Source organism: Pseudoalteromonas sp. BMB, from assembly GCF_001709235.1.
Taxonomy (GTDB): Bacteria; Pseudomonadota; Gammaproteobacteria; order Enterobacterales; family Alteromonadaceae; genus Pseudoalteromonas; species Pseudoalteromonas maricaloris.
Genome location: NZ_MBQA01000096.1, coordinates 1 through 20956, shown reverse-complemented (window position 1 = coordinate 20956; position 20956 = coordinate 1). Strand labels below are relative to the sequence as shown.

Below are 20956 nucleotides of genomic sequence, written 5' to 3'. Positions count from 1 at the left end.
CTACAGAAAATAGGTATAGAATGTACGAGTTACGTTTACCCAAAGGGCGCACCCTTAGTTTAGATAAGCCTCAGGTAATGGGGATTTTAAATGTTACTCCCGACTCATTTTCTGATGGTGGACATTTTACTCACCTTGATAGCGCAATCGAGCAAGCAAATTTAATGCTTTCACAAGGCGCTACCATCTTAGACATAGGTGGAGAGTCCACTCGTCCCGGCGCGCCAGACGTACAATTAGAAGAAGAATTACGGCGCGTAATACCGATTATTAAAGCAATTCGCACACACTCTAACTGTGTGATTTCGGTAGATACCAGTAAAGCTGAGGTGATGAAACAAGCAATAGAGGCTGGCGCTGATATCATTAATGATGTTCGAGCGTTGCAAGAGCCAGGCACGCTTGAAGTCGCAGCTCAGTACAGTGATGTACCAATTTGTTTAATGCATATGCAAGGTCAACCTCGCTCAATGCAAAATAACCCTCACTATGATGACTTATTTTCAGACATCAGTCAGTTTTTCGAAGCTAGGATCAGTGCGTGCAAGCAAGCTGGGATTGATACCAACCGGCTGATTTTAGATCCTGGTTTTGGCTTCGGTAAATCTCTAGAGCACAACTTTCAGGTATTAGGTGGATTGGACAAGTTTCATGCTTTCGATTTGCCTATTCTGACAGGCCTCTCTAGAAAGTCCATGTTTGGACAACTACTCACTCGGGAAACGCATGAGCGTGTAGCTGCGAGTCTAGCTGGTGCATTGATATGTGCGCAGAAAGGCGCGCACATAATTCGTGTTCATGACGTAAAAGAAACAAGCGACGCGCTTAATGTATGGCTAGCGTCGGTCAATGGAGTTACTCAATGACAACAAGAAAGTACTTCGGTACGGATGGTGTAAGGGGCATGGTGGGCGAGTTCCCAATTACGCCTGAATTTGCAATGAAACTAGGCTGGGCGGCTGGAAAAGTGCTGTCTGAGCGTGGTACCAAAAAGGTAATTATTGGCAAAGATACCCGCATTTCTGGCTACCTTCTTGAAACCGCGTTAGAGGCTGGGTTAATTGCCGCGGGGATCAATGTGATTTTATTGGGGCCTATGCCGACACCTGCTGTTGCTTATTTGACGCAAACGTTTAGAGCTGAAGCTGGTATTGTGATCAGTGCATCTCATAATCCATACCATGACAATGGCATCAAGTTTTTTGGTGGCGATGGTAAAAAGCTCCCTGACGAGGTGGAGCTTGCAATAGAAGCAAAGCTGGATGAACCGATGACGTGTGTCGCGTCTGAAAAGCTCGGCAAAGCTAAGCGTCTAGAGAGTGCGGATGGTCGCTATATCGAATTTTGTAAAGGCCAGTTTCCTAAAGAGCTATCGCTTGAAGGGTTGAAAGTGGTGCTGGACTGCGCAAATGGCGCGACTTATCACATTGCGCCAAGTGTCATGCGTGAACTTGGTGCAGACGTGATCACAACCGCGTGTGAACCTAATGGTGTCAACATCAACGAAAAATGCGGTGCAACGCATGTCGAAGCGTTGAAAAAAGCCGTGCTTGAACATCAAGCGGATGTTGGTATTGCTTATGATGGTGATGGTGACCGAGTTATGATGGTCGATCACGACGGTCATGTATTTGATGGTGATGACATCGTCTATATTATCGCTTGCCAAGCTCATGCTGATGGCACATTAGGTGGCGGTGTTGTCGGTACGGTAATGTCTAACATGGGGCTCGAAAACGCCCTTAAATCACGCGGAATTGCTTTTGAGCGCAGTAAAGTCGGTGACCGCTATGTAATGGAACTTCTTGGTGAGAAAGGCTGGAAAATCGGCGGCGAAAGTTCAGGTCACGTTTTAAATCTGGATCTGATCAGCACCGGTGATGGCATTGTCTCAAGCTTACAAGTGCTTGCAGCCATGGTTGCGCAGAATAAAACATTAAAGGATTTGGGTGAAGGTTTTAGCAAATACCCAATGAAGATGATTAACGTGCGCTATAGCACTAAAGATGATCCAACCGAGCAAGACGCTGTTAAAGCAGTTGTCGCTGAAGTTGAAACTCAGCTTGCTGGAAAGGGCAGAGTGCTATTGCGTAAATCTGGTACAGAGCCAGTGGTTCGCGTCATGGTTGAAGCTCAGCAACAGAAGCAAGTTATCGATTTTGCCCAAAAAATCGCTGAAGTTGTTGAATCTGTGAGCAATTAAACCAAAAGTTAAATTTATTTCTTGTAACTTCGGGTGAGTAGAGTTAGTATCTCACCCGCTTTCTACTGCGGAGTATCGTATGACAACTAGAAAGCAAATTGTTGCTGGTAACTGGAAAATGAATGGCTCAAAAGCCCTTGTTGACCAAATATCAGAAGCAGTAAGCAATCAAACATTTCAAGCAGATGTAATTGTTTTTCCTCCTGCCATGCTCATTGAGCAAGCAGCAAGTAAAGGGCTTACGGTCGGAACACAAACTGTTTCGGAATATAAAGAAGGCGCATACACTGGAGAAATTCAGGCGTCCCTAGCAAAATCGCTAGGTGCAACATATACCTTAGTTGGCCATTCAGAGCGTCGAGCTATTTATGGCGAAAGCGATGAAGATGTTGCTAATAAATTTGCACATGCTCAAGAACAAGGTTTGACACCAATTTTATGTGTTGGTGAGACTGAAGAAGAAAGAGAAAATGGGCAGACAGAGCAAGTCGTTGCTAGGCAAATAAACGCGGTTATTGCCAAATTAGGTGTGGCAGCGCTAACTCACTCTGTGATAGCATACGAACCTGTTTGGGCTATTGGTACTGGTAAAACAGCATCTCCAGAGCAAGCGCAAGCGGTACACAAATTTATACGTAATTTGCTTTCAGAAAATGATGAGCAAATTGCACAATCACTGCAACTTCTTTATGGTGGCAGTGTTAATGAACAGAACAGTGAATTGTTATTCGCACAAGACGATATAGACGGTGGACTTATCGGTGGCGCAAGCCTAAAACCTGAGAGTTTCGCCGCAATATGCAGAAGTGCAAAAGGATAAGTAAATGTACGAAATTCTAATGGTTGTTTACTTAATTGTGGCGTTAGCACTAATTGGTATGGTGTTGATTCAGCAAGGTAAAGGCGCAGATATGGGCTCTTCGTTTGGTGCAGGTGCATCGGCGACAGTTTTCGGCTCATCAGGCGCAGGCAACTTTATGACCAAGACAACAACAATCTTAGCAACGATATTCTTTGTGCTAAGTATTGTGCTAGGTAACCTAACTACGGGTCAGATTAAAAAGACTAATGAGTGGGAAAATCTAGAGGCACCAGCTGCTGCAACAACAGTTCCAGCGACAAATGATGTGCCAGCGACAGAAGAAAATCCAGCTTCTGACGTACCTAACTAATCGTTAGGAAATACACCGAATTTGCGAATGTGGTGGAATTGGTAGACACGCCATCTTGAGGGGGTGGTGGCTTCGGCCGTGGGGGTTCAAGTCCCCCCATTCGCACCAAATAAAAAAACCAGCTTATGCTGGTTTTTTTTCGTCTATCGTTTGCTACTAAGCCTAATTAGTCTTACCATTCACAGCTTCATTAATAGAAGTTATTTTCAAACGAACCTAGCACCACGGCAAAAACCTAGACAGAAGTTTCACTTTAGTAACATATCATCCTGCTATTCAGTATAATCATTTGTTCTATAACGCTTTTTTATAAAAATTAATTTCCTAATATTGGTTTTATTATGGTTACAAAAACCCAAAAAGTAATTTTTATTAAATAATTATTTCAATTTATCCCCGTTGTGACTATAATACCCCTCCAGAGGAAAGAGATGCCCCTAGTGCATCTTTTTTTATGCCCAAAATTTGTAGTGTCCAAATCTATTTAGATTTTACGGATTACAGGGCTAGAAGTAATAACACTGAGCTTGTTACTTCTCTAGTTTGCGACCTCTCGCAACTAGTACACACACGGTGATTCCTTTGGAGATTATATGATTACAGTTTTACCTCGCCTTGGTTTATCTGCGATTTCAGCTGCAGTGTTAGCAGCCGTAGCCCTTCCTAGTACAGCATTGGCTGAGCAAGCTAATGTAGAGCAAGAAAAACAAGTGTTTGAAAAAATAGAAGTGACTGCTCGTAAACGTACTGAAAGTTTGTTCGAAACGCCTACTGCGATTACTTCTATCGGTGCTAGTGATATTGATAAAGCCAATATCAGCAACCTAGACGATATTGGTAAGTTCGTTCCAAACTTAAATATTACTCGTTATGGTGTAGGTAACGCTGCACATGCTTCTGTGTTTATCCGTGGTATTGGTCTACAAGACCATGTGATCACAACAGACCCAGGTGTTGGTGTTTATGTTGATGGTGTATACCTTGGCCGTCAGATGGGTTCTAACCTTTCACTGCCCAATGTTGAACGCGTAGAAGTACTACGTGGTCCACAAGGTACACTGTACGGCCGCAACACATTAGGCGGTGCGGTAAATGTGATCACTAAACAACCTGGCGCTGAAGAAGTTGCACGCGTTGAAGCTAAAATAGGTTCTCGCGGTCGTTTAGCGACTGATCTTTATACAAGCCAAACGTTAACAGACACACTAAGCTTTTCTGCAAGTGCTTCTTATAAAGAGCGTGATGGTGTAGGTAAAGCAATCAACTTAGCAAATCCTGAAAAAGAAATCGGCGAAGAGCAAGAGTTTAGTGGTCGCTTAGCAATTAGATGGCAAGCAACGAATGATTTAGTTGTCACTGCTGCATTTGATGGCGTTGAGAACGAGTCTGGTCAATCACCGTATACTATCGAGTTAACAGAACCACTTGACTCAAATGACCCTTTCAATGGTGACTTCCCATTGCTAAATGAGTCTATGCTGCCAAACAATCCTGATGACTTGGCAACAACGGTTGCTGGCATTGAAAGCACAGACTACTCTGGTTGGGGCGGCTCAGTGACTGCTGATTGGCAAGCAAGTGATGTTTACTCGGTTAAATTTATCGCAAGCAAGCGTAGCTCTGAATATACCGGCGGCCTAGATGACGATGCGGTAGCACTTAATCTATCTGAATTCCCGGAAGAGGGCGGTGCAGATCAGTACTCATTTGAACTACAACTAAACGGTACTTATGACTCTTGGGATTTTGTATCGGGTCTTTATTACTTTAACGAAGACGGTTTTACCAGCTCTGGTCCGTTCGTATTTAGCCCGTGGAACACGCCAAATGGCTTATTAAACGATGGTCAGACTGCTTCTTTTGGTGGCTACGGTTACTTTGATATCAACCAAGAAACCGATGCCTATGCGGCTTACATCAATGCAAGCTTTGACGTGACTGAGCTGTTCAGCATTGGTGGTGGTTTACGTTACTCTGAAGACAAAAAAGAGGCAAACGCACTCTTCCCAAGCTTTGGTGCTCGTAAATACGTAAGCGCAGACTTTGACGAAGTGACGTGGGACGTGAATGCGTCATACCAGTTAACTCGTGACATCAATGTTTACGCCCAGGTCCAAAAAGGATACCAAAGTGGCGGCTTCCCACCACGTCCATTTGGTGGCCCAGATCAATTCGCTGCGTTTGATGAAACTAAAGCGATTAACTACGAAATTGGTTTCAAAGGCCAGGTACATGAAAACGTATCTATGATGGTTGCTGCATTTGTAACGGATTACACCGATCTGGCGTTACCTTTCAACGACCCGACTGCTGGCGGTGGTTTCGTCACTATCGTGGAAAATGCAGGTGAGTCGAAAGCACAAGGTGTTGAACTTGAAACGACAATCGCAATTACTGATGATTTCTCAGTACGCAGCTCAATCGGTTACCTAGACTCAGAAATTACCCATGTTGATGAAGGTGTTATTGGTATTGGTAAAGGCGATGCGCCAGCACTCACACCTCGATGGACTGTGATGGTGGCACCATCTTACTTCCATGACTTAGAGCATGGTGCAACGATTGCAGTTAACGCAAGCTATTCGTATCGCTCAGACATGCAAGGTCAGTCTGTAACACGTGCAAGCGAACATATTGATTCTCGAGAACTGTTAGGCTTTAACATCTCATACACCAACGCTGAAGGTGATATGGAAGTAACGCTATACGGCGAAAACGTGCTAAACGAAGTGTACGATGTAGGTCGTCTACAGCAAAGTGGCTTTGTTGGTGTCATGCGTAGCAATGACCGCAGTGAGTTTGGTATTAAGTTCAAAAAAGAGTTCTGGTTAGATTAATCCAGCTCTAGTTTGAATATAGAAAAGCCGCTTAGTTTCTTGCTAAGCGGCTTTTTTTGTTTTATGTCTCTCGTCCTAAATTATATTGAAACTCATTTGGCATAACGAAAAGCGATTGCTATAACTGCTTGTTTACATTGTGGTTAACCTATGGGAATCTAGTGATAGGCAATATCTCGATTCCAGTTTTGAATCGTATATTTAGATGGAGCTGTTTTTTTGCACTTATAAAAGGTCTTTAGCACATGGAAGCACTTATCCCCATAACCTTGATTACCATACTGCTGTTCATACAAATTAAAATGTATAAGAATTTGTGTAAACACTTGGCAAGATTGTATCCAGAAGAGTGGCATAAACTAACAAAGCACACCCTTGGCACATCGCAATGGTCACTGTTAAATGCTACCGTGAGTGAATCGCTTAAAACAGGTTTTTTCTCGACGGTATCCGACAATAAAGTTAAGACCTATATCCAATTTAGAAAGTATAACCTAGTAGCAATGTCTGCCGTTTTAAGCTGTAATTTTGTTTTAGTCGTGTTTAACTAATCATATCGTGGTTTTAGTGAATCATGTTCTTTACCTATAAACGTGAACACCATTCGCGACGTAGAGTCTATTTGAGCGTAAATATTACTAAGGAGAGAAAGTTGAGCAATACTATGTTAGAGGAAGGAAAGGAGATCCTAGCACAGCAGTCTTTTAGTTTATTGTTAGGTGCTGAGTTGGAGGTGTTTGAGGTTGGCGTTGCGGAGTTAAGCCTCGTTATTCGAGATGATCTTAAACAAAACTATGGTTTTGCACATGGCGGCGTGGTTAGCTATCTAGCTGATAATTGTATTACTTTTGCTGGTGCATCGGTGCTTGGTAGCTGTGTTACCTCAGAGTATAAAGTGAATTATGTTAGGCCCGCTATTGGTGATAAGCTAATCGCGAAGTCAACTGTTTTGTATTCGGGTAAACGTCAGGCGACATGCGAATGTAAGGTATATGCGAGAAGTGGTGATGAAGAAAAGTTGGTGGCGGTTTCTCTTGGCACAATAACTAAGGTTTAGGATAGCCCGGCGACATTCTGAAGTGCATTTGCAAGAAGTTGCTCCACAATAAACGTGTTAGGTCATATTAGCGCTACCAGCCTTAGAGATTTGATATAAGCAGGCAGCGCTATGTTAAACGCTTAGTTACAGCAACTAGAACGTATACGCAACACTAAACTTTACACTTCTTGGCATGATATAGCGGCCATTGGGCGAATCTGGGTTACGAGGATCCCCCTCGGTGATCCCTTGTTTGTCAGTAAGGTTATCTACCGCTAGTTGTAATTTTACGCCCTCTGTTGGCTCTACGATAAGGCCAATATCAAGCTTTTCGTAGCCCTCTAACACGACAGTATTTTCATTATCCCCAAAACGGTCATCTACAGCCGAAAGGGTGCCATACAAGGTGGCGTACATACCCGACATTTCAAAGTCATAGCTCGGTGTAATACGTAGCATCCAGTCAGGTTGGCGCTGCGCTTTATTCCCTTCATTGGTCGGGCTTTCAGTAATTTCAGTGTCTTGCCATGTGGCATTCAAGTTTACCGATAGGCCCGACTCATGGTTGTAACTGTAATCAAGTTCTACACCAGTTGCTTCGTTGGTTAGAATTTCCGCAGGTACTCCTGGGCGTCTTACAAACGTGTCGCCTTTTACTTCGTTGGTAAATAAAGTAACAAACAGGTCGCCGGTTTCACCCATATATTTATAGCCAAGCTCAGCTTGTGTGACTGCTTTAATCAGCGACTCTCCCGATTCATAGGTGCTATAATTGTCTCTAAAGTCGTCGAAATAAGGCATTTTGTAGCCTTTGTTCATACGCACAAAAACACCTGAATCTAAGCTCAAACTATAGTCAGCACCTAAGGTCCATGAAGTCTTGCGCTCATCATAGTCAACTGCTTTGGTGATAGCCCCATCTAAACCTTCGTCGACCGAATACTCAACCTCGTGTTGCTCGCTACGTAAGCCTAAATCTAACTTAAGGGCTTCCGTTGCTTGGTAACTTTGGGTGGTGTAGATGGCCCACGTTGTCGCATCACCAGAACTGTTAATGTCGTAGTTGAAGGCACAACCCGCAACATCGCTATTACACGCGATGCCATTCAATGCCTCGCCACCTTGCTCCAACACATGGTAGGCGGTATTACCTAAGCTCCACCAATCTTTTGCTGAGGTCGTTGCTGTATAAATACCAAAGGCACTTGACCAATCACCAAAGGTTTTGCTTAAGGCTAAGTCATTGGTGAAAGCTTCGATATCTTTTAATACAACCCAGCGGCCATATTGTTGTACCATGGTATCGCCCGCGTATTCATCGCCCGTGACGCTACCTGTTGCGGTTTCACCATTGTCCGCCACTTCACTTAAACGCATCGCACTGCCAGCAGGCACAAGGCCGAGTGTATTTGCATCGCCTTGCGTTAAGCTAAAGCGGTCATTTAATTGCCAGCCGCTTTTGAATTCTACTTTTAAGCTACCTCCAGAAACATGGCCTTTCCAGCCACGACCATCACCCATATCTACGCTCATCGGTGCATTTTCATCACCGACATAAATAATCGCCTTGCGATTATTCGTTCCCAGCTGAGTAAAGCCCGCATCCACACCCTCCACATTAAGTGGGGTTGGCAGGTACCATGCGCCTCTGTCATCAGTTTGACGGGTATAAAGGTTAAACTCACCGTCAGCAAACTCTTTGGTTAGGTTTATGGTGAATTGATGACCTTTTTCTGAGGTAAAGCCCGCATCACGGATCCCAGAAGAGCGTTTGATATAACCGCCAACCATGTAGTAAAGATCATTGGAGATCTCACCACTTAACACGCCGTCAATGCGGTTTAGACCATAGTCTGTGGTGGTGTATTTAAACGTCCCTTCGGTGTCGGCTTGGCCACGTTTAAGTTGAAAGTTAGTTGTTAAGCCAGGCTGACCATTAGACACCACGGGGTTTGGTCCACCACGCAGGCCTTCCATCATACTGATGGTTTCATCGAGCCTGAAAATCGAGGTGTTTTCTAAAAATGAGAGCGTTGGCGCGGGATAGATAGGACTACCTTGCAAACTAACCGTTAAGAATGGTGCATCACCACCGCCAGGAAAGCCGCGAACAAAAACGTTAGCACCGGATTCACCTCCTGAACTTTCAACCCAGATCCCAGGCACCGCTTTAAGCAAGTCAGCGGTACTTTTGGGGGCGAGCTTATCAATTTGCACAGCATCGATGTTAGTCACAGCAAAGCTTGCATCAATTTTTCTGATCCCTGCGCCACCTGGTGTACCTGAGACAATGATGGTTTCTACTTTTTCTTTGTTATTGTTCGGTTGTTGTTCTGCCTGAGCTGACGCACTTAACGCAAGCGTTATAGCAGTAGCGATCAAGCTTAAGGAGTTAGTTTTTATCACGGCTAAAGCCCTCTTGTTGTTGTCATAGACTGGTATTTAACGACTGTCTATTTTTTAAAATAGATCTTAATGCAAACGTTTGCAATGATGTTGTTTAAAAATTTGTCATAAAATGATGTAAGGCGTTACAAATTTACAGTGATTGCTTATCTTTTCTGCTTGGTTAGGGTAGGAGATTCAATTAGTTATGGTTTAAGTACCAAAAAATTGTAAGAATAGCGATGTAATAACGTGTGCTAAGAAGGGGTTTGCGATGGGAACAACACAATTAAAGCTATCGGATCTAGCAAGGCTAGCTGGCGTCTCTACCTCCACAGCTTCCCGTGCACTCAATGATAACCCTCTGATAAAAAAGGAAACTCGAGAGCGCATTCAGGCGCTTGCAAAAGAGCATCACTTTAGTGTTAACGCGGCGGCTAGTCGCTTACGGATGCAAAAAACCAAAGTCATTGCCGTTATTATCAATCTCGAAGCCGAAACCAAACAATCCGTCGACGACCCATTTTTACTTAAAGTAGTGAGCGATATTAATCGTGCAGTGAACCGAAAAGGCTACGAGTTATTGCTCTCCAATTCTTATATGGCGGGGGAAGACTGGCATGGTTATTTTATTTCTGGCCGTCGAGCCGATGGAGTTATTGTCGTCGGCCAAGGCAAGGAGCAAGCACGAATTGAACGTGCTGCAAGAGCTGGCACGCCGATCGTGGTATGGGGCGACCCTAAAACTTCTGCAAATTATCCTATCGTTGGGAGTGACAATTTTATTGGTGGCCTTAACGCAACGGAGCACTTAATTGCCAGGGGAGCGTCTAAACTTCTATTTTTGGGCGATCCGGGTCATGCCGAACTTGGTGAGCGCTATCGTGGATTTTGCCATGCGGTGGAAAAAGCCAAGGTAGAAGCGCAAATGATTAAAATCGACATTACTTCAGAGGCTGCCTACGCGAGTATAAACGCTTTGTTGCGAGCACAAGGATTAACCTTTGATGGGATCTTTGCATGTAGTGATATGGTCGCGCTTGGAGCATTAAAAGCCCTAAAAGAGCGTTACGTTAGCGTACCAAATGACGTACGAATAGTCGGCTTTGATGATATTGCCATGGCACAGATCAGCTTCCCTGCGCTATCTACGATTAAACAAGACACCAATGCGGCGGCACAGTTATTGGTGGAAAAGCTGCTCTCTCAGCTAAGTGGTGAGACATGTGCTTCTCAAGAGGTGCCGTCATTATTAGTGATCAGACAATCTAGTTAAAGCAGCACAATATGCGATAACAATCATTAGCTTAAATTGTTTTGATGTGATTTGAAATGCAAACGATTGCAAAAATAAAAAAGTCTGTCTAGACTAAAAAGGAATCACAGTGTTTTAACGAGAATAACAATGAATCGAGCACGTATCATACTTGCCATGGCCGTTAGTTACTTCCTATTTGCTATTTTGCTCAATAGCGTAGGGACGGTCATCTTGCAGTCTATTCATAGCTTTGGCATTACAAAAGCGCAGGCCGCCACCTTAGAGGCATTTAAAGATCTTCCCATCGCCATCGTTTCATTTCTAGTTGCGTCGGTTATCCCTAGGGTCGGATTTAAAATCGCTCTGACCGCAGTGCTCGCGGGCGTAGCATTGATTTGCAGTATCACTCCTATGGTCGCTGAGTTTTGGATTCTGAAATTAGTGTTTGCTTGTGTGGGGGCGGCATTTGCGGTGGTTAAAGTGTCGGTTTATGCGCTCGTTGGCCAAGTCACTGAAGGAAGCAACCAACATTCAAGCCTGCTTAATTTTATTGAGGGCGTGTTTATGTTAGGGGTCCTCGGCGGTTATTGGATTTTTGCGGCGTTTATTGACAGCGGCGATAACTCTCTTGGCTGGTTAAACGTCTATTTCGTGTTAGCTGTGCTGAGCGCTTTCACCGCATTTATTGTTTGGATCTCCCCAATTGCAAAGCCAGAGCCAACGCAAGCCACCGAGTCTAGTGTCTCTGCATTTATAGCGATGTTAAAGCTTGTGGCTAAGCCGCTTGTGCTGGTATTTGTGATTTCCGCATTTTTATACGTATTGATAGAGCAGAGTATAGGCACTTGGCTGCCTACTTTTAATAATGAGATCTTGTCATTACCGGTGAATATTAGCGTGCAAATTACCAGTGTTTTTGCTGCTTGCTTAGCACTCGGTCGGCTCGGTGCCGGCGTTGTGCTCACCAAAGTACATTGGTATGTGGTGTTAAATGTTTGCCTTGTCGCAATGGCAGGATTAGTGATTTTAACGTTACCGATGACTGAGGGTATTGAGAAAACGCTTATTTCTTCGTTATTTGATGCACCCCTTGTGGCTTTTCTCATGCCGCTGATCGGTCTTTTTATGGCGCCTATTTATCCAGTGATTAATTCGGTAATGCTAAGTAGTTTACCCACTACACAGCACGCGTCGATGACAGGGCTAATCGTTGTATTTTCAGCGCTGGGTGGTAGCACGGGTTCAATGATCACAGGTTTAGTATTTCAACATTTTGGTGGTCAACAAGCGTTTTATGGGGCACTTATTCCCATGCTGGTGATTGCTGTGTGTTTATATTTCTTTAAATCGATGAGTGAGTCTAGCCAATCAAATCATGCTCACACGCCAAATCAACAAAAGGTGAGCTGAGGTTTTACATGCAGTACCAATCAAACTTTTATTCCACAGAGATTTTTAAGGCGGTGCAAAGCGCTGGTTTGTTTTCAGATAGTAAAGTTTTTGCAGATGCCATCGCAAAAATTCCACTCGCAGAGATAGAAAACCAGTATGTGATGCAAAAGCCAACGGGAGAGGCGTTACTTAGATTTGTGCATGCGCATTTTGACTTTGTTGCCAACAAAGAATTAGATGCCTTACCAGATTTTACCAGTGCGCAGCAGTATATCAGTGCGCTGTGGTCGCGTTTATCTAGAAAGCCGAGCACCGTTGCTAAAGGCTCCTTGCTACCTTTACCCCATCCGTATGTTGTACCGGGTGGACGTTTTAATGAGATTTATTACTGGGATAGCTACTTTACGGCACTCGGGCTTTTGGATGCGAACAGAAGCGATCTCGTTGAAGGAATGTTAGATAACTTTGTGAGTCTTATTGATCGTATTGGACATGTACCTAACGGTAATCGAGATTATTACCAAAGCCGCTCCCAGCCACCTGTAGCAGCATTAATGGTTGATTTACTGTGGCAGGAAAAATCTCATGATAAGCAGTGGCTGTCACGAGTTACTCAGGCATTACTGAAAGAACATCAGTTTTGGCAGACTGGAGAGGATTTGAGTTGCACGGATAAAAATGCGCAGTACCGAGTCGTCAACATGCCATGTGGGGGCACACTGAATCGCTACTGGGATCCGCTTGCAGCACCGCGCCCAGAGTCTTTTATTGAGGATATAGAATTAGCCGCAGCGGTTACGGACAGCGGAACCTTTTATCAGCACATTCGTGCGGCTTGTGAGTCGGGGTGGGACTTTAGTAGCCGTTGGTTAGCAAACGCTGACGATTTAGCGAGCATTCGTACAACAGACATTATCCCTGTGGATTTAAATGCACTACTAGTATTGCTTGAGTCGCAAATCGCACGTTGTTTTGAGAAATTAAACGAGCTAACGCAAGCTCAGTACTATGCCAATTTAGCGTCAAATCGCAGTGCACTGATACAGAAATATTGTTGGTGTGATAAAAAAGGCTGGTTTTTCGATGTGGATCTTAATGATTATGCGCGTACCTCCGTTGAATCTCTAGCGGGCGTTGTGCCTATGTTTGCTGAGCTGGTTACACCCGAGCAGGCAGAGCATATAGGCAAAAAACTCGAGGTAGAGTTTTTGCAGCAAGGTGGGTTGGTTAGTACCTTAGTCACTACTTCACAGCAGTGGGACAGTCCTAATGGCTGGGCACCACTGCAGTGGTTTGCGGTGTCAGGTTTAAGAACATATGGTCAAAATCAACTCGCGAATAAGATTATGCAAGCATGGCTTTATGCTGTTGAAACCGGCTTTGAGCAAATCGGCTGTTTGCTTGAGAAGTATAATGTGGTTGAACCGGATAAACAGGCAAGTGGCGGAGAATACGTGGTGCAACAGGGTTTTGGCTGGACTAACGGAGTAACCAGTCGTTTTTATCGGCTTTTAGTGCCTGAAGTTGATAGTCCTTCGGCGTGATATTAAAAGCTTGTTTAAACGCTCGACTGAATTGACTTGGATGCTTAAAGCCGAGTGCAAAACTAATTGCGGTGATCTGAATTCCTGCTTTTAGTTTTGCCTTTGCTTCAGTTAGTCTCCGTGCTTGGAGCCACTGCTGTGGCGTCGTCGCGAATGATTTTTTAAATTGAGTGAAAAAGCGACTTCTACTCATGCAGCTAAGTTTACAAAGTTTCTCTACATCTAATGGCTCGTCTAAATGAGTCTCCAAATAATGCACCGCTTGATACAAACCATTATGATCTGGTGCTTGTTTTACTGCGCCTAACAGCAGATCTCGGCTTTGTTGCTGTAGTAGTCTTGCAATTAGTTCGTCCATTGCCAAATCGATAAAGTACCCCCGCTCAGCCTCATTCTCACTGAATAGATGGAGCAATCGCCCCAAGCAGTGCTGGGTTTGCCAGTTATGCTCGGTGTGAACCAGCTGCTTTTGATAATTAAAATCACTAGGAAGCGAAAGCGCTAACTTCTCGCTCACGGTATTAATTTTCTCTCGACTGATCTCGATTGCTAAACAGGTGGTGGGAGCGGATAAGCTGGCGTCGGGAAAGTCTATAAATACGGTCTGTTCTGGTGCCAATACGAAGCTTTGATGAGGTAAAAAGGGCTGGTGATAGTCACAACTGTCTACGTGCATCACTTTTTTGCCTGTGATCATTGCACAAAACAACACTTCATTAGAGGCGAGTTTGACTCTATTGGTACTTTCGTATGTGTCATAGACACTCAGCTCTACGTGATTGGCGGCAAAACTTATTTTGTTTTCAACTAAGCGCTCGACACGACTGCGATGTTTAGAGATCTGCAAACAATGCACTCCTTCTCGGTTACTTTTGGACTGTGCGTATACATTCCGAGACCCTAAGTTAAGTTTTTAAAGGTGAATTTGGCTAATGTCAAATATTAGTAAAAACAAAACTGGGACGAATGAAGCCCAAATAAATAACACAAGTTGCAGAGGTAAAAATGATATACGCAAATCCAAATACTGAAGGTGCGATCGTCAGCTTTAAGTCGCAATATCAAAACTTTATTGGCGGTGAATGGACGCCACCCGTTGACGGTCAGTACTTCGACAATATTAGTCCTGTTAATGGCGAAGTGTTTTGTCAGATCCCGCGTTCAAATGATGCAGACATTGAACTGGCACTTGACGCCGCCCATGCTGCAAAGGCGGCGTGGGGTAAAACTTCGGTCACTGAGCGAAGCAATATATTACTCAAAATCGCAGACCGAATAGAAGCAAACCTTGAATACCTAGCGATAGCCGAAACATGGGATAATGGAAAAGCGGTACGTGAAACGCTAGCCGCTGATGTTCCCCTTGCTGCTGATCATTTCCGCTATTTTGCAGGTTGCATTCGTGCTCAAGAAGGAGCCATTGGTGAAATTGATGAGTCAACCGTGGCCTATCATTTTCATGAACCTCTGGGCGTTGTGGGGCAGATCATCCCATGGAACTTTCCACTACTTATGGCCGCTTGGAAACTGGCACCCGCTCTCGCAGCTGGAAACTGCGTAGTGCTAAAACCTGCGGAGCAAACGCCTGCGTCTATTTTGTTGTTGATGGAACTTATCGCTGATTTATTACCAAATGGCGTGGTTAATATCGTAAACGGTTTCGGGAAAGAGGCGGGTGAGGCGCTTGCTACGAGTACACGTATCGCAAAAATTGCGTTTACAGGCTCGACTCCTGTGGGTTCTCACATTCTAAAATGTGCTGCTGAAAACATCATTCCCTCAACGGTGGAACTGGGAGGTAAGTCGCCCAATATCTACTTTAGTGATGTGATGCAAGCTGACGATGATTATCTAAGTAAGTGTATTGAAGGCGCGGTGCTGGCCTACTTTAACCAAGGCGAAGTATGTACTTGTCCATCGCGCTTGCTCGTGCAAGAAGATATATACGATGACTTTATAGCCAAAGTCATCGAACGTACCAAGGCGATTAAACGCGGCAATCCGCTTGATACAGAGACCATGGTTGGTGCACAAGCCTCACAAGCTCAATTTGATAAAATCCTTAGCTATATTGATATTGGCAAGAAGGAAGGGGCTGAAGTGTTAATCGGTGGCGAAGTCGCGGAGCTTGGCGAGGGTTATCACAAAGGCTTTTATATTCAACCCACGCTGTTAAAAGGGCATAACCAAATGCGGGTATTCCAAGAGGAAATATTTGGTCCGGTGATCTCTTTATGCACTTTTAAAGACGAAGCGGAGGCGTTGGAATTGGCGAATAGCTCTGAGTTTGGTTTAGGTGCTGGGGTGTGGACTAGAGATATGAATCGCGCATATCAATTTGGTCGCCAAATCGAAGCGGGCCGCGTGTGGACTAACTGTTATCATATGTATCCTGCACACGCGGCATTTGGTGGTTATAAAAAATCCGGCATTGGCAGAGAAACTCACAAAAAGGCGCTGGATCATTACCAACAAACCAAGAACCTCTTAGTGAGCTATAGCACCAGTCCTTTAGGGTTTTTCTAATTTAATTATTATAGAAGTATTGAGTACTGACCATTGTGGCAGTACTCAATCAGTCATCCGGTTAAGAAACGACTTTTAATGGCGTCGCCTGCTTATTAGCAAATGCTATCCTATATTCGAGTCCTTTGCTGGGCTCGCTGACGGTGTGTACATCTCCATCTAGCCCTTGAGTCACCAAGTTATAGATAATATAAGCGCCAAGTCCCATACCGCCACTTCCTCTTTTGGTGGTGTAAAATGGCTCGAATAACTTACTTAATTCAAGCTCCGACATACCTTTACCATTGTCTTTATAAATAAGCTCAATGTGTTCATCATGTTTAAAGAATTCAATGGTGATCTCACCTTGTTCTGACTCTTTAAAGCCATGTGCAATCGAATTTGCGACTAAATTCGAAATGATCTGAAAAATAACACCGGGATAGGTCGTGGCGATAAGGCCGGGATCGCAATGAAACTTGATTTTATGGTCATGCTTTTTAATCTCTGGACTGAGCGCCGCGATGATCTCTTGAACATAATCATGAACATTAAAGGCCCTCACTTGCTCGCAAGATTGATCGACAGCGACTTGTTTAAAGCTATTAATTAAATTAGCGGTGCGTTGGAGGTTTTTTAATAGCAGTTTGCAAGCGCCAGTTGAATCTGAAATAAAGTCCTCCAATACTCCGGTAGAGAGCACTTTGGTTTGGTACTTCATAGTGAGGTCGTCTAAGTGCTGCTGTAGATAAGTGGTGGAAGTGATGCCAATCCCGATGGGGGTGTTGATTTCGTGTGCAACACCCGCAACCAAATCGCCAAGCGATGCCATTTTCTCTCGTTCTAGTAATTGCGTATGAGTACGGTTGAGATAGGCAACAGTTTCTTCTAGCTTTTGATTGGTCTCTACTAGTGAGCGAGTGCGCTCACTCACTAACTCTTCTAACTGCTCTTTATGTTGTTTTAACTCTTGTAAGATTTGCATTCCTTCAACTAGTAAAAACCCTAAAGCGACGATATAGGCCATTAACCTTAAAATATGCCAGCCCCACCAAGCGGTATCCCACAACTTGGATTGTTCGAACATAATAGCGGCTGCGCCAAATAGGAAACAATGTAAGCAAAAGAGCAAATCGCTCACATTATGAGAGTCGCGATATACAAGGAGAATTTTAGCTGCGGCGACAAAAAACATAGTACCGCCAATGACGTTGAGTGCCATCGCTGTACCAGTAAAGTGACCTTGCTCAACCATATGTGGTAAATCCGTAGGGTAAGCTAGGCTCATGGTGCCGATGATGATAGCGGCTGTGCATGCGCTGATCAGCCAATAGCGATTTTTAAACCAAGTAAATCGGTTGTGAGCAAGCAGGGTGATAAAAGTGAGACCACCAAAGAAAGTCGCGATACTGTGAAGCCAAACGAAGGTTTGGCCAACATTTACGGCGGCATGGAATCCATCTAAGATCCCCATTACCAGCAGCGCCGTGGCGATTTCGATATTAAAACTTGTCCCGGTGTTGTACTTTTCAAAAAATAGCAAGGCCAATGCAATGAAAAGGGCGACAGCGGAGCCGAAGGTTTCAACTACTGCATGCGCTTCTATCAACGGCCAAGTTATATTATTAAGAAGCGTATTGCTCAGTAAAAGGGATGCGCCGTGGATAGTTAAGCTAACACCTATGATTATCCAGATCACAATGTGGGTGTTTTTATTTATATTCATGGAGGCTATTCCTTCGATTCACCTCCTTAAATCTAGTACATTTATTATGTAGATAAAGCATGCTGAGCATTTTTATCAGCTGGTATCAAGGTGCCAGCTGATACATTTCCAATGTTACTCGTTTCCAGAAGTGGTGAGCTCGTCAGCCAAACTTGTTAAGTCAGGTAGCACGTAATCTGGTGCTTCTGCTAGAGGGTAGAGCTGCTTTTGTGGTCTTGCAATAAATGCTGTGTGCATGCCCGCGGCTTTAGCGCCGGCAACATCCCAGCCGTGAGCCGCTACCATTAGCGCTTGATCTGGACGAATATTTAATTGCTGTAACGCCCATTCATAGGCTCTAAGGTCGGGCTTATACACTTTAATGTCTTCAATACTCAAGCGTTGATCAAAATAGGTGATTAGACCGGCATTTTCAAACTGCGCTTTAACTCCCGCATTCGATGAATTGGTTAAACTCACGAGTTTAAAGCCTGCTTGCTTGAGCCGTTTTAGTGCCGGAATGACGTCTTTATGTGGGGGCAAAGAGAGCAGAACGGGCACAATTGCTTGTTTAGCTTGTGCGTCAGTTATTGTCAGGCCTTTGTTTTTTGCAACCATTTGTAGCGCGGCAACGCCTATCTTGCCAAAATCTTGATAATCGCCACTTACCGTAGTCACTAACGAGTGATGTAGCATAGTGGAAAACCAAAGAGGTAATAGGGACTCATCGCCACCCAAAACTTGGCTAACCGGTTTATTCATTGACTCTAAATCAAGTAAGGTTTCATTGACATCGAAGAAAATAACTTCCGGGCGTTCAACCTTTGAGTTGGCTTGACTAATATTCGGCATTAGGCCTCCTAACATAACGTATAGACTAATTAAGATGCGTTTCATTGATAATTCCAATTTAGTTGCGATGAGAAGCAGTATATTTATTTGATAAATTTAAACAAAGCGCGCATATTCGAAAGCAAGATTCGAAAAAACTAAATCAACATGTATTCAATCGCTGAACTCGAAACATTCTTAGCTATTATTAAACATCAAGGAGTGGTTAATGCTGCGAAGCAATTGAGACTCTCACCCGCGACAGTTAGTCATCGTCTTAATAAGTTAGAGCAACATTTAGGCACAACTTTGCTGTTTAGAGATAGTCGTACGCTAACATTGTCCCCAGCCGGAAGTACTTTTAGAGAGAGGGTGGAACATATATTAGAGGCGCTGTACGATGCTGAGCACGAAATAGGTGCAAGGGGCTCAGCTGTGAGCGGGTTACTTCGTGTCACTATGCCGCCTTGGGTGTTTTCACAATTTGTGATGCCAAACCTAAGTCAATTTGAGCAAGCGCACCCACAGTTAGCACTTGATTTCCTGATCAACGACCAGTTTGTAAACATAGTTGAAGGTGCTCAAGATGTAGCGATACGCGTTGGACAATTGGCTGATTCTGGGTTGTTGGCGAGAAAACTATGCGATAACCACCGGATATTATGTGCAGCGCCGAGCTATATTGACCGCTATGGCATGCCTGAAAATATCAGCGAATTACAAAATCACTTTTTTGTATGCTTACCTTGGCAACGAGAATTTAAGTTAAAAGATCCAAACGGTAGAATTGTACATTTTAATGCAAAAACTCGTTTTACGATTTCAAACTCAGACAACATGACTTCTGCCGCCTTGGCTGGGCATGGCATTGCAGTTAAATCTCACACCGCCATCAGAGATAACCTAAAAAGAGGTGAGTTAGTGCCTATAATTCCAGGTTGTCTCGAAAGTGACGACGCACCTATTTGGTTTGTCCGGCCTCAGCACTCGCTGAAGACACGCAAGGCAGAGGCATTCTATGAATTTATGAAGGCATTGTTCGAAAATAGGGGCTAATACTTTAGTCTGCTTGTGTTTTTAAACTAATAACTCTACACTCCGTATTAAAATTAGAAACTAGCCAGCTTGATGATTGTAAAATCGAACTGGTAACACTGATAGCAAACGGAGCTGCTATGTTCAAATTCATTTCTTGGATTTTTTCTGTCACCGCATTTTCACTTACTCTATTCTTTATCGTGCAAGGTAGTTATATGCTTTGTTTAGTCATGCTACTTGCTGGATTGATAGCATTGCCAAAACATGAAAAAGAATTGCAACCACTCGGTATGAGATTACATGCTAAGCATTTTTCTCGGGAGTCTCGTTCACTTAGCTCAAAAGAGGTAATGAACTTTTTATTAGCATGCTCATTGGCTGGCGCTAGCCTTGCTTATCAATGGCATGTGGTAACAATATAGACTTTACTGAACTTAATATCTTGAGAGTTTATCTACAGCCATGATCCGAGTTTCTCTAAATGGGATACTCGGATATTTTTCAATGCTACCCCCGAGATAGGGTTAGCCTCATATCACAAATAGTATAAAACATACTGGATGTTTAAAATCCGCTCACTAGCTGTTAGATTGGTTTTAACTACCACAGTATGGAAGAGCAATTGAGTGTCACAGCCGTTAAAATCCTCATCAATACGTGTTCAAGAGTTCCTAGCCAGTCATGGGCACAACTTCACCGTTACAGAGCTTGCAGACTCTACTCGTACTGCGAAAGATGCTGCAAATGCGATTGGTTGCATTGAGTCTCAAATAGCCAAGTTTCTGATATTTAAAGATAGCAATACTGAAAAGGCGGTCTTGATAATTGCTTCTGGTAGCAACCAAGAGTCCGTGAAAAAATGGAAGCTGCAATTAGGGCCTGTTGATCTTTCAAGTTTGTTTTTGCAGCAGTTTGATTGGTATTTATACAAGGCAGAGCCTGCGTAGCATAGTCATTCTATGTAAGTCTGGCGATAAAGACTTTGTGCTCCTGCAAAGTCACCTTACCCCACATCCTTGTGGGGCAACACAGTAGAAATGCCAATCA

17 protein-coding genes and 1 tRNA gene are annotated in these 20956 nt (G+C 43.8%); 14 read left to right on the top strand and 4 right to left on the bottom strand.

The window, feature by feature from the left end:
- The first annotated feature begins 20 nt into the window (after positions 1-20).
- From folP to BB427_RS07335, 7 genes are all read left to right on the top strand, one after another.
- Positions 21-866, top strand: a complete 846-nt coding sequence (gene folP, locus BB427_RS07370; RefSeq protein WP_069019995.1) for a dihydropteroate synthase — start codon at positions 21-23, stop codon at positions 864-866.
- A complete protein-coding gene (gene glmM / locus BB427_RS07365) occupies positions 863-2203 on the top strand; it encodes a phosphoglucosamine mutase (protein WP_010373858.1) in 1341 nt (446 codons plus the stop codon). The genes folP and glmM overlap by 4 nt, the downstream gene beginning before the upstream one ends.
- Before the next feature lie 79 nt (positions 2204-2282).
- Positions 2283-3023, top strand: coding sequence for a triose-phosphate isomerase (gene tpiA / locus BB427_RS07360; RefSeq protein ID WP_069019993.1), 741 nt, complete (start codon positions 2283-2285; stop codon positions 3021-3023).
- A gap of 4 nt (positions 3024-3027) precedes the next feature.
- Positions 3028-3375 (top strand): preprotein translocase subunit SecG, encoded by a 348-nt coding sequence (secG, locus tag BB427_RS07355; protein ID WP_010373860.1) that lies wholly within the window; start codon positions 3028-3030, stop codon positions 3373-3375.
- 23 nt (positions 3376-3398) lie between these two features.
- A tRNA-Leu gene (locus BB427_RS07350) sits at positions 3399-3483 on the top strand.
- Between the two features lie 485 nt (positions 3484-3968).
- The gene (locus BB427_RS07345) at positions 3969-6212 is read left to right on the top strand and encodes a TonB-dependent receptor (RefSeq protein ID WP_069019991.1); all 2244 of its coding nucleotides are present in this window, start codon (positions 3969-3971) and stop codon (positions 6210-6212) included.
- 652 nt (positions 6213-6864) lie between these two features.
- The gene (locus BB427_RS07335) at positions 6865-7269 is read left to right on the top strand and encodes a PaaI family thioesterase (RefSeq protein ID WP_254663601.1); all 405 of its coding nucleotides are present in this window, start codon (positions 6865-6867) and stop codon (positions 7267-7269) included.
- A gap of 135 nt (positions 7270-7404) precedes the next feature.
- Here the strand turns inward: BB427_RS07335 and BB427_RS07330 are convergent, their stop codons facing one another.
- A complete protein-coding gene (locus BB427_RS07330; protein ID WP_069019985.1) occupies positions 7405-9657 on the bottom strand; it encodes a TonB-dependent receptor in 2253 nt (750 codons plus the stop codon).
- A gap of 253 nt (positions 9658-9910) precedes the next feature.
- Here BB427_RS07330 and BB427_RS07325 point away from each other — a divergent pair, with 253 nt between their 5' ends.
- From BB427_RS07325 to BB427_RS07315, 3 genes are all read left to right on the top strand, one after another.
- Positions 9911-10912, top strand: a complete 1002-nt coding sequence (locus tag BB427_RS07325) for a LacI family DNA-binding transcriptional regulator (RefSeq protein WP_017215948.1) — start codon at positions 9911-9913, stop codon at positions 10910-10912.
- Between the two features lie 129 nt (positions 10913-11041).
- Positions 11042-12304 (top strand): MFS transporter, encoded by a 1263-nt coding sequence (locus BB427_RS07320; protein WP_069019983.1) that lies wholly within the window; start codon positions 11042-11044, stop codon positions 12302-12304.
- Between the two features lie 8 nt (positions 12305-12312).
- Entirely contained in the window at positions 12313-13830 is a 1518-nt protein-coding gene (locus BB427_RS07315; RefSeq protein ID WP_069019981.1) for a trehalase family glycosidase, read from the top strand.
- On the opposite strand, the gene BB427_RS07310 is transcribed toward BB427_RS07315, so the two are convergent.
- Positions 13766-14677, bottom strand: coding sequence for a helix-turn-helix transcriptional regulator (locus tag BB427_RS07310; protein WP_069019979.1), 912 nt, complete (start codon positions 14675-14677; stop codon positions 13766-13768). The genes BB427_RS07315 and BB427_RS07310 overlap by 65 nt on opposite strands.
- Positions 14678-14835: 158 nt before the next feature.
- Between BB427_RS07310 and exaC the strand changes: the two genes are divergently transcribed.
- Entirely contained in the window at positions 14836-16356 is a 1521-nt protein-coding gene (exaC, locus tag BB427_RS07305; protein WP_069019977.1) for an acetaldehyde dehydrogenase ExaC, read from the top strand.
- Positions 16357-16417: 61 nt separating this feature from the next.
- Here exaC and BB427_RS07300 read toward each other — a convergent pair whose 3' ends face one another.
- Together BB427_RS07300 and BB427_RS07295 are read right to left on the bottom strand one after the other, a co-directional pair.
- Positions 16418-18061: a sensor histidine kinase gene (locus tag BB427_RS07300; RefSeq protein WP_069019975.1), complete on the bottom strand. Its 1644-nt coding sequence runs from the start codon at positions 18059-18061 to the stop codon at positions 16418-16420.
- A gap of 114 nt (positions 18062-18175) precedes the next feature.
- The gene (locus BB427_RS07295; protein WP_069019973.1) at positions 18176-18892 is read right to left on the bottom strand and encodes a haloacid dehalogenase type II; all 717 of its coding nucleotides are present in this window, start codon (positions 18890-18892) and stop codon (positions 18176-18178) included.
- A 147-nt stretch (positions 18893-19039) separates the two neighbouring features.
- Here BB427_RS07295 and BB427_RS07290 point away from each other — a divergent pair, with 147 nt between their 5' ends.
- From BB427_RS07290 to BB427_RS07280, 3 genes are all read left to right on the top strand, one after another.
- Positions 19040-19927, top strand: coding sequence for a LysR family transcriptional regulator (locus tag BB427_RS07290; RefSeq protein WP_069019971.1), 888 nt, complete (start codon positions 19040-19042; stop codon positions 19925-19927).
- A 119-nt stretch (positions 19928-20046) separates the two neighbouring features.
- Entirely contained in the window at positions 20047-20331 is a 285-nt protein-coding gene (locus BB427_RS07285) for a hypothetical protein (protein WP_010605066.1), read from the top strand.
- Between the two features lie 204 nt (positions 20332-20535).
- On the top strand, positions 20536-20856 hold the full coding sequence (locus tag BB427_RS07280) for a YbaK/EbsC family protein (RefSeq protein WP_254663600.1): 321 nt from the start codon (positions 20536-20538) through the stop codon (positions 20854-20856).
- Positions 20857-20956 lie beyond the last annotated feature (100 nt).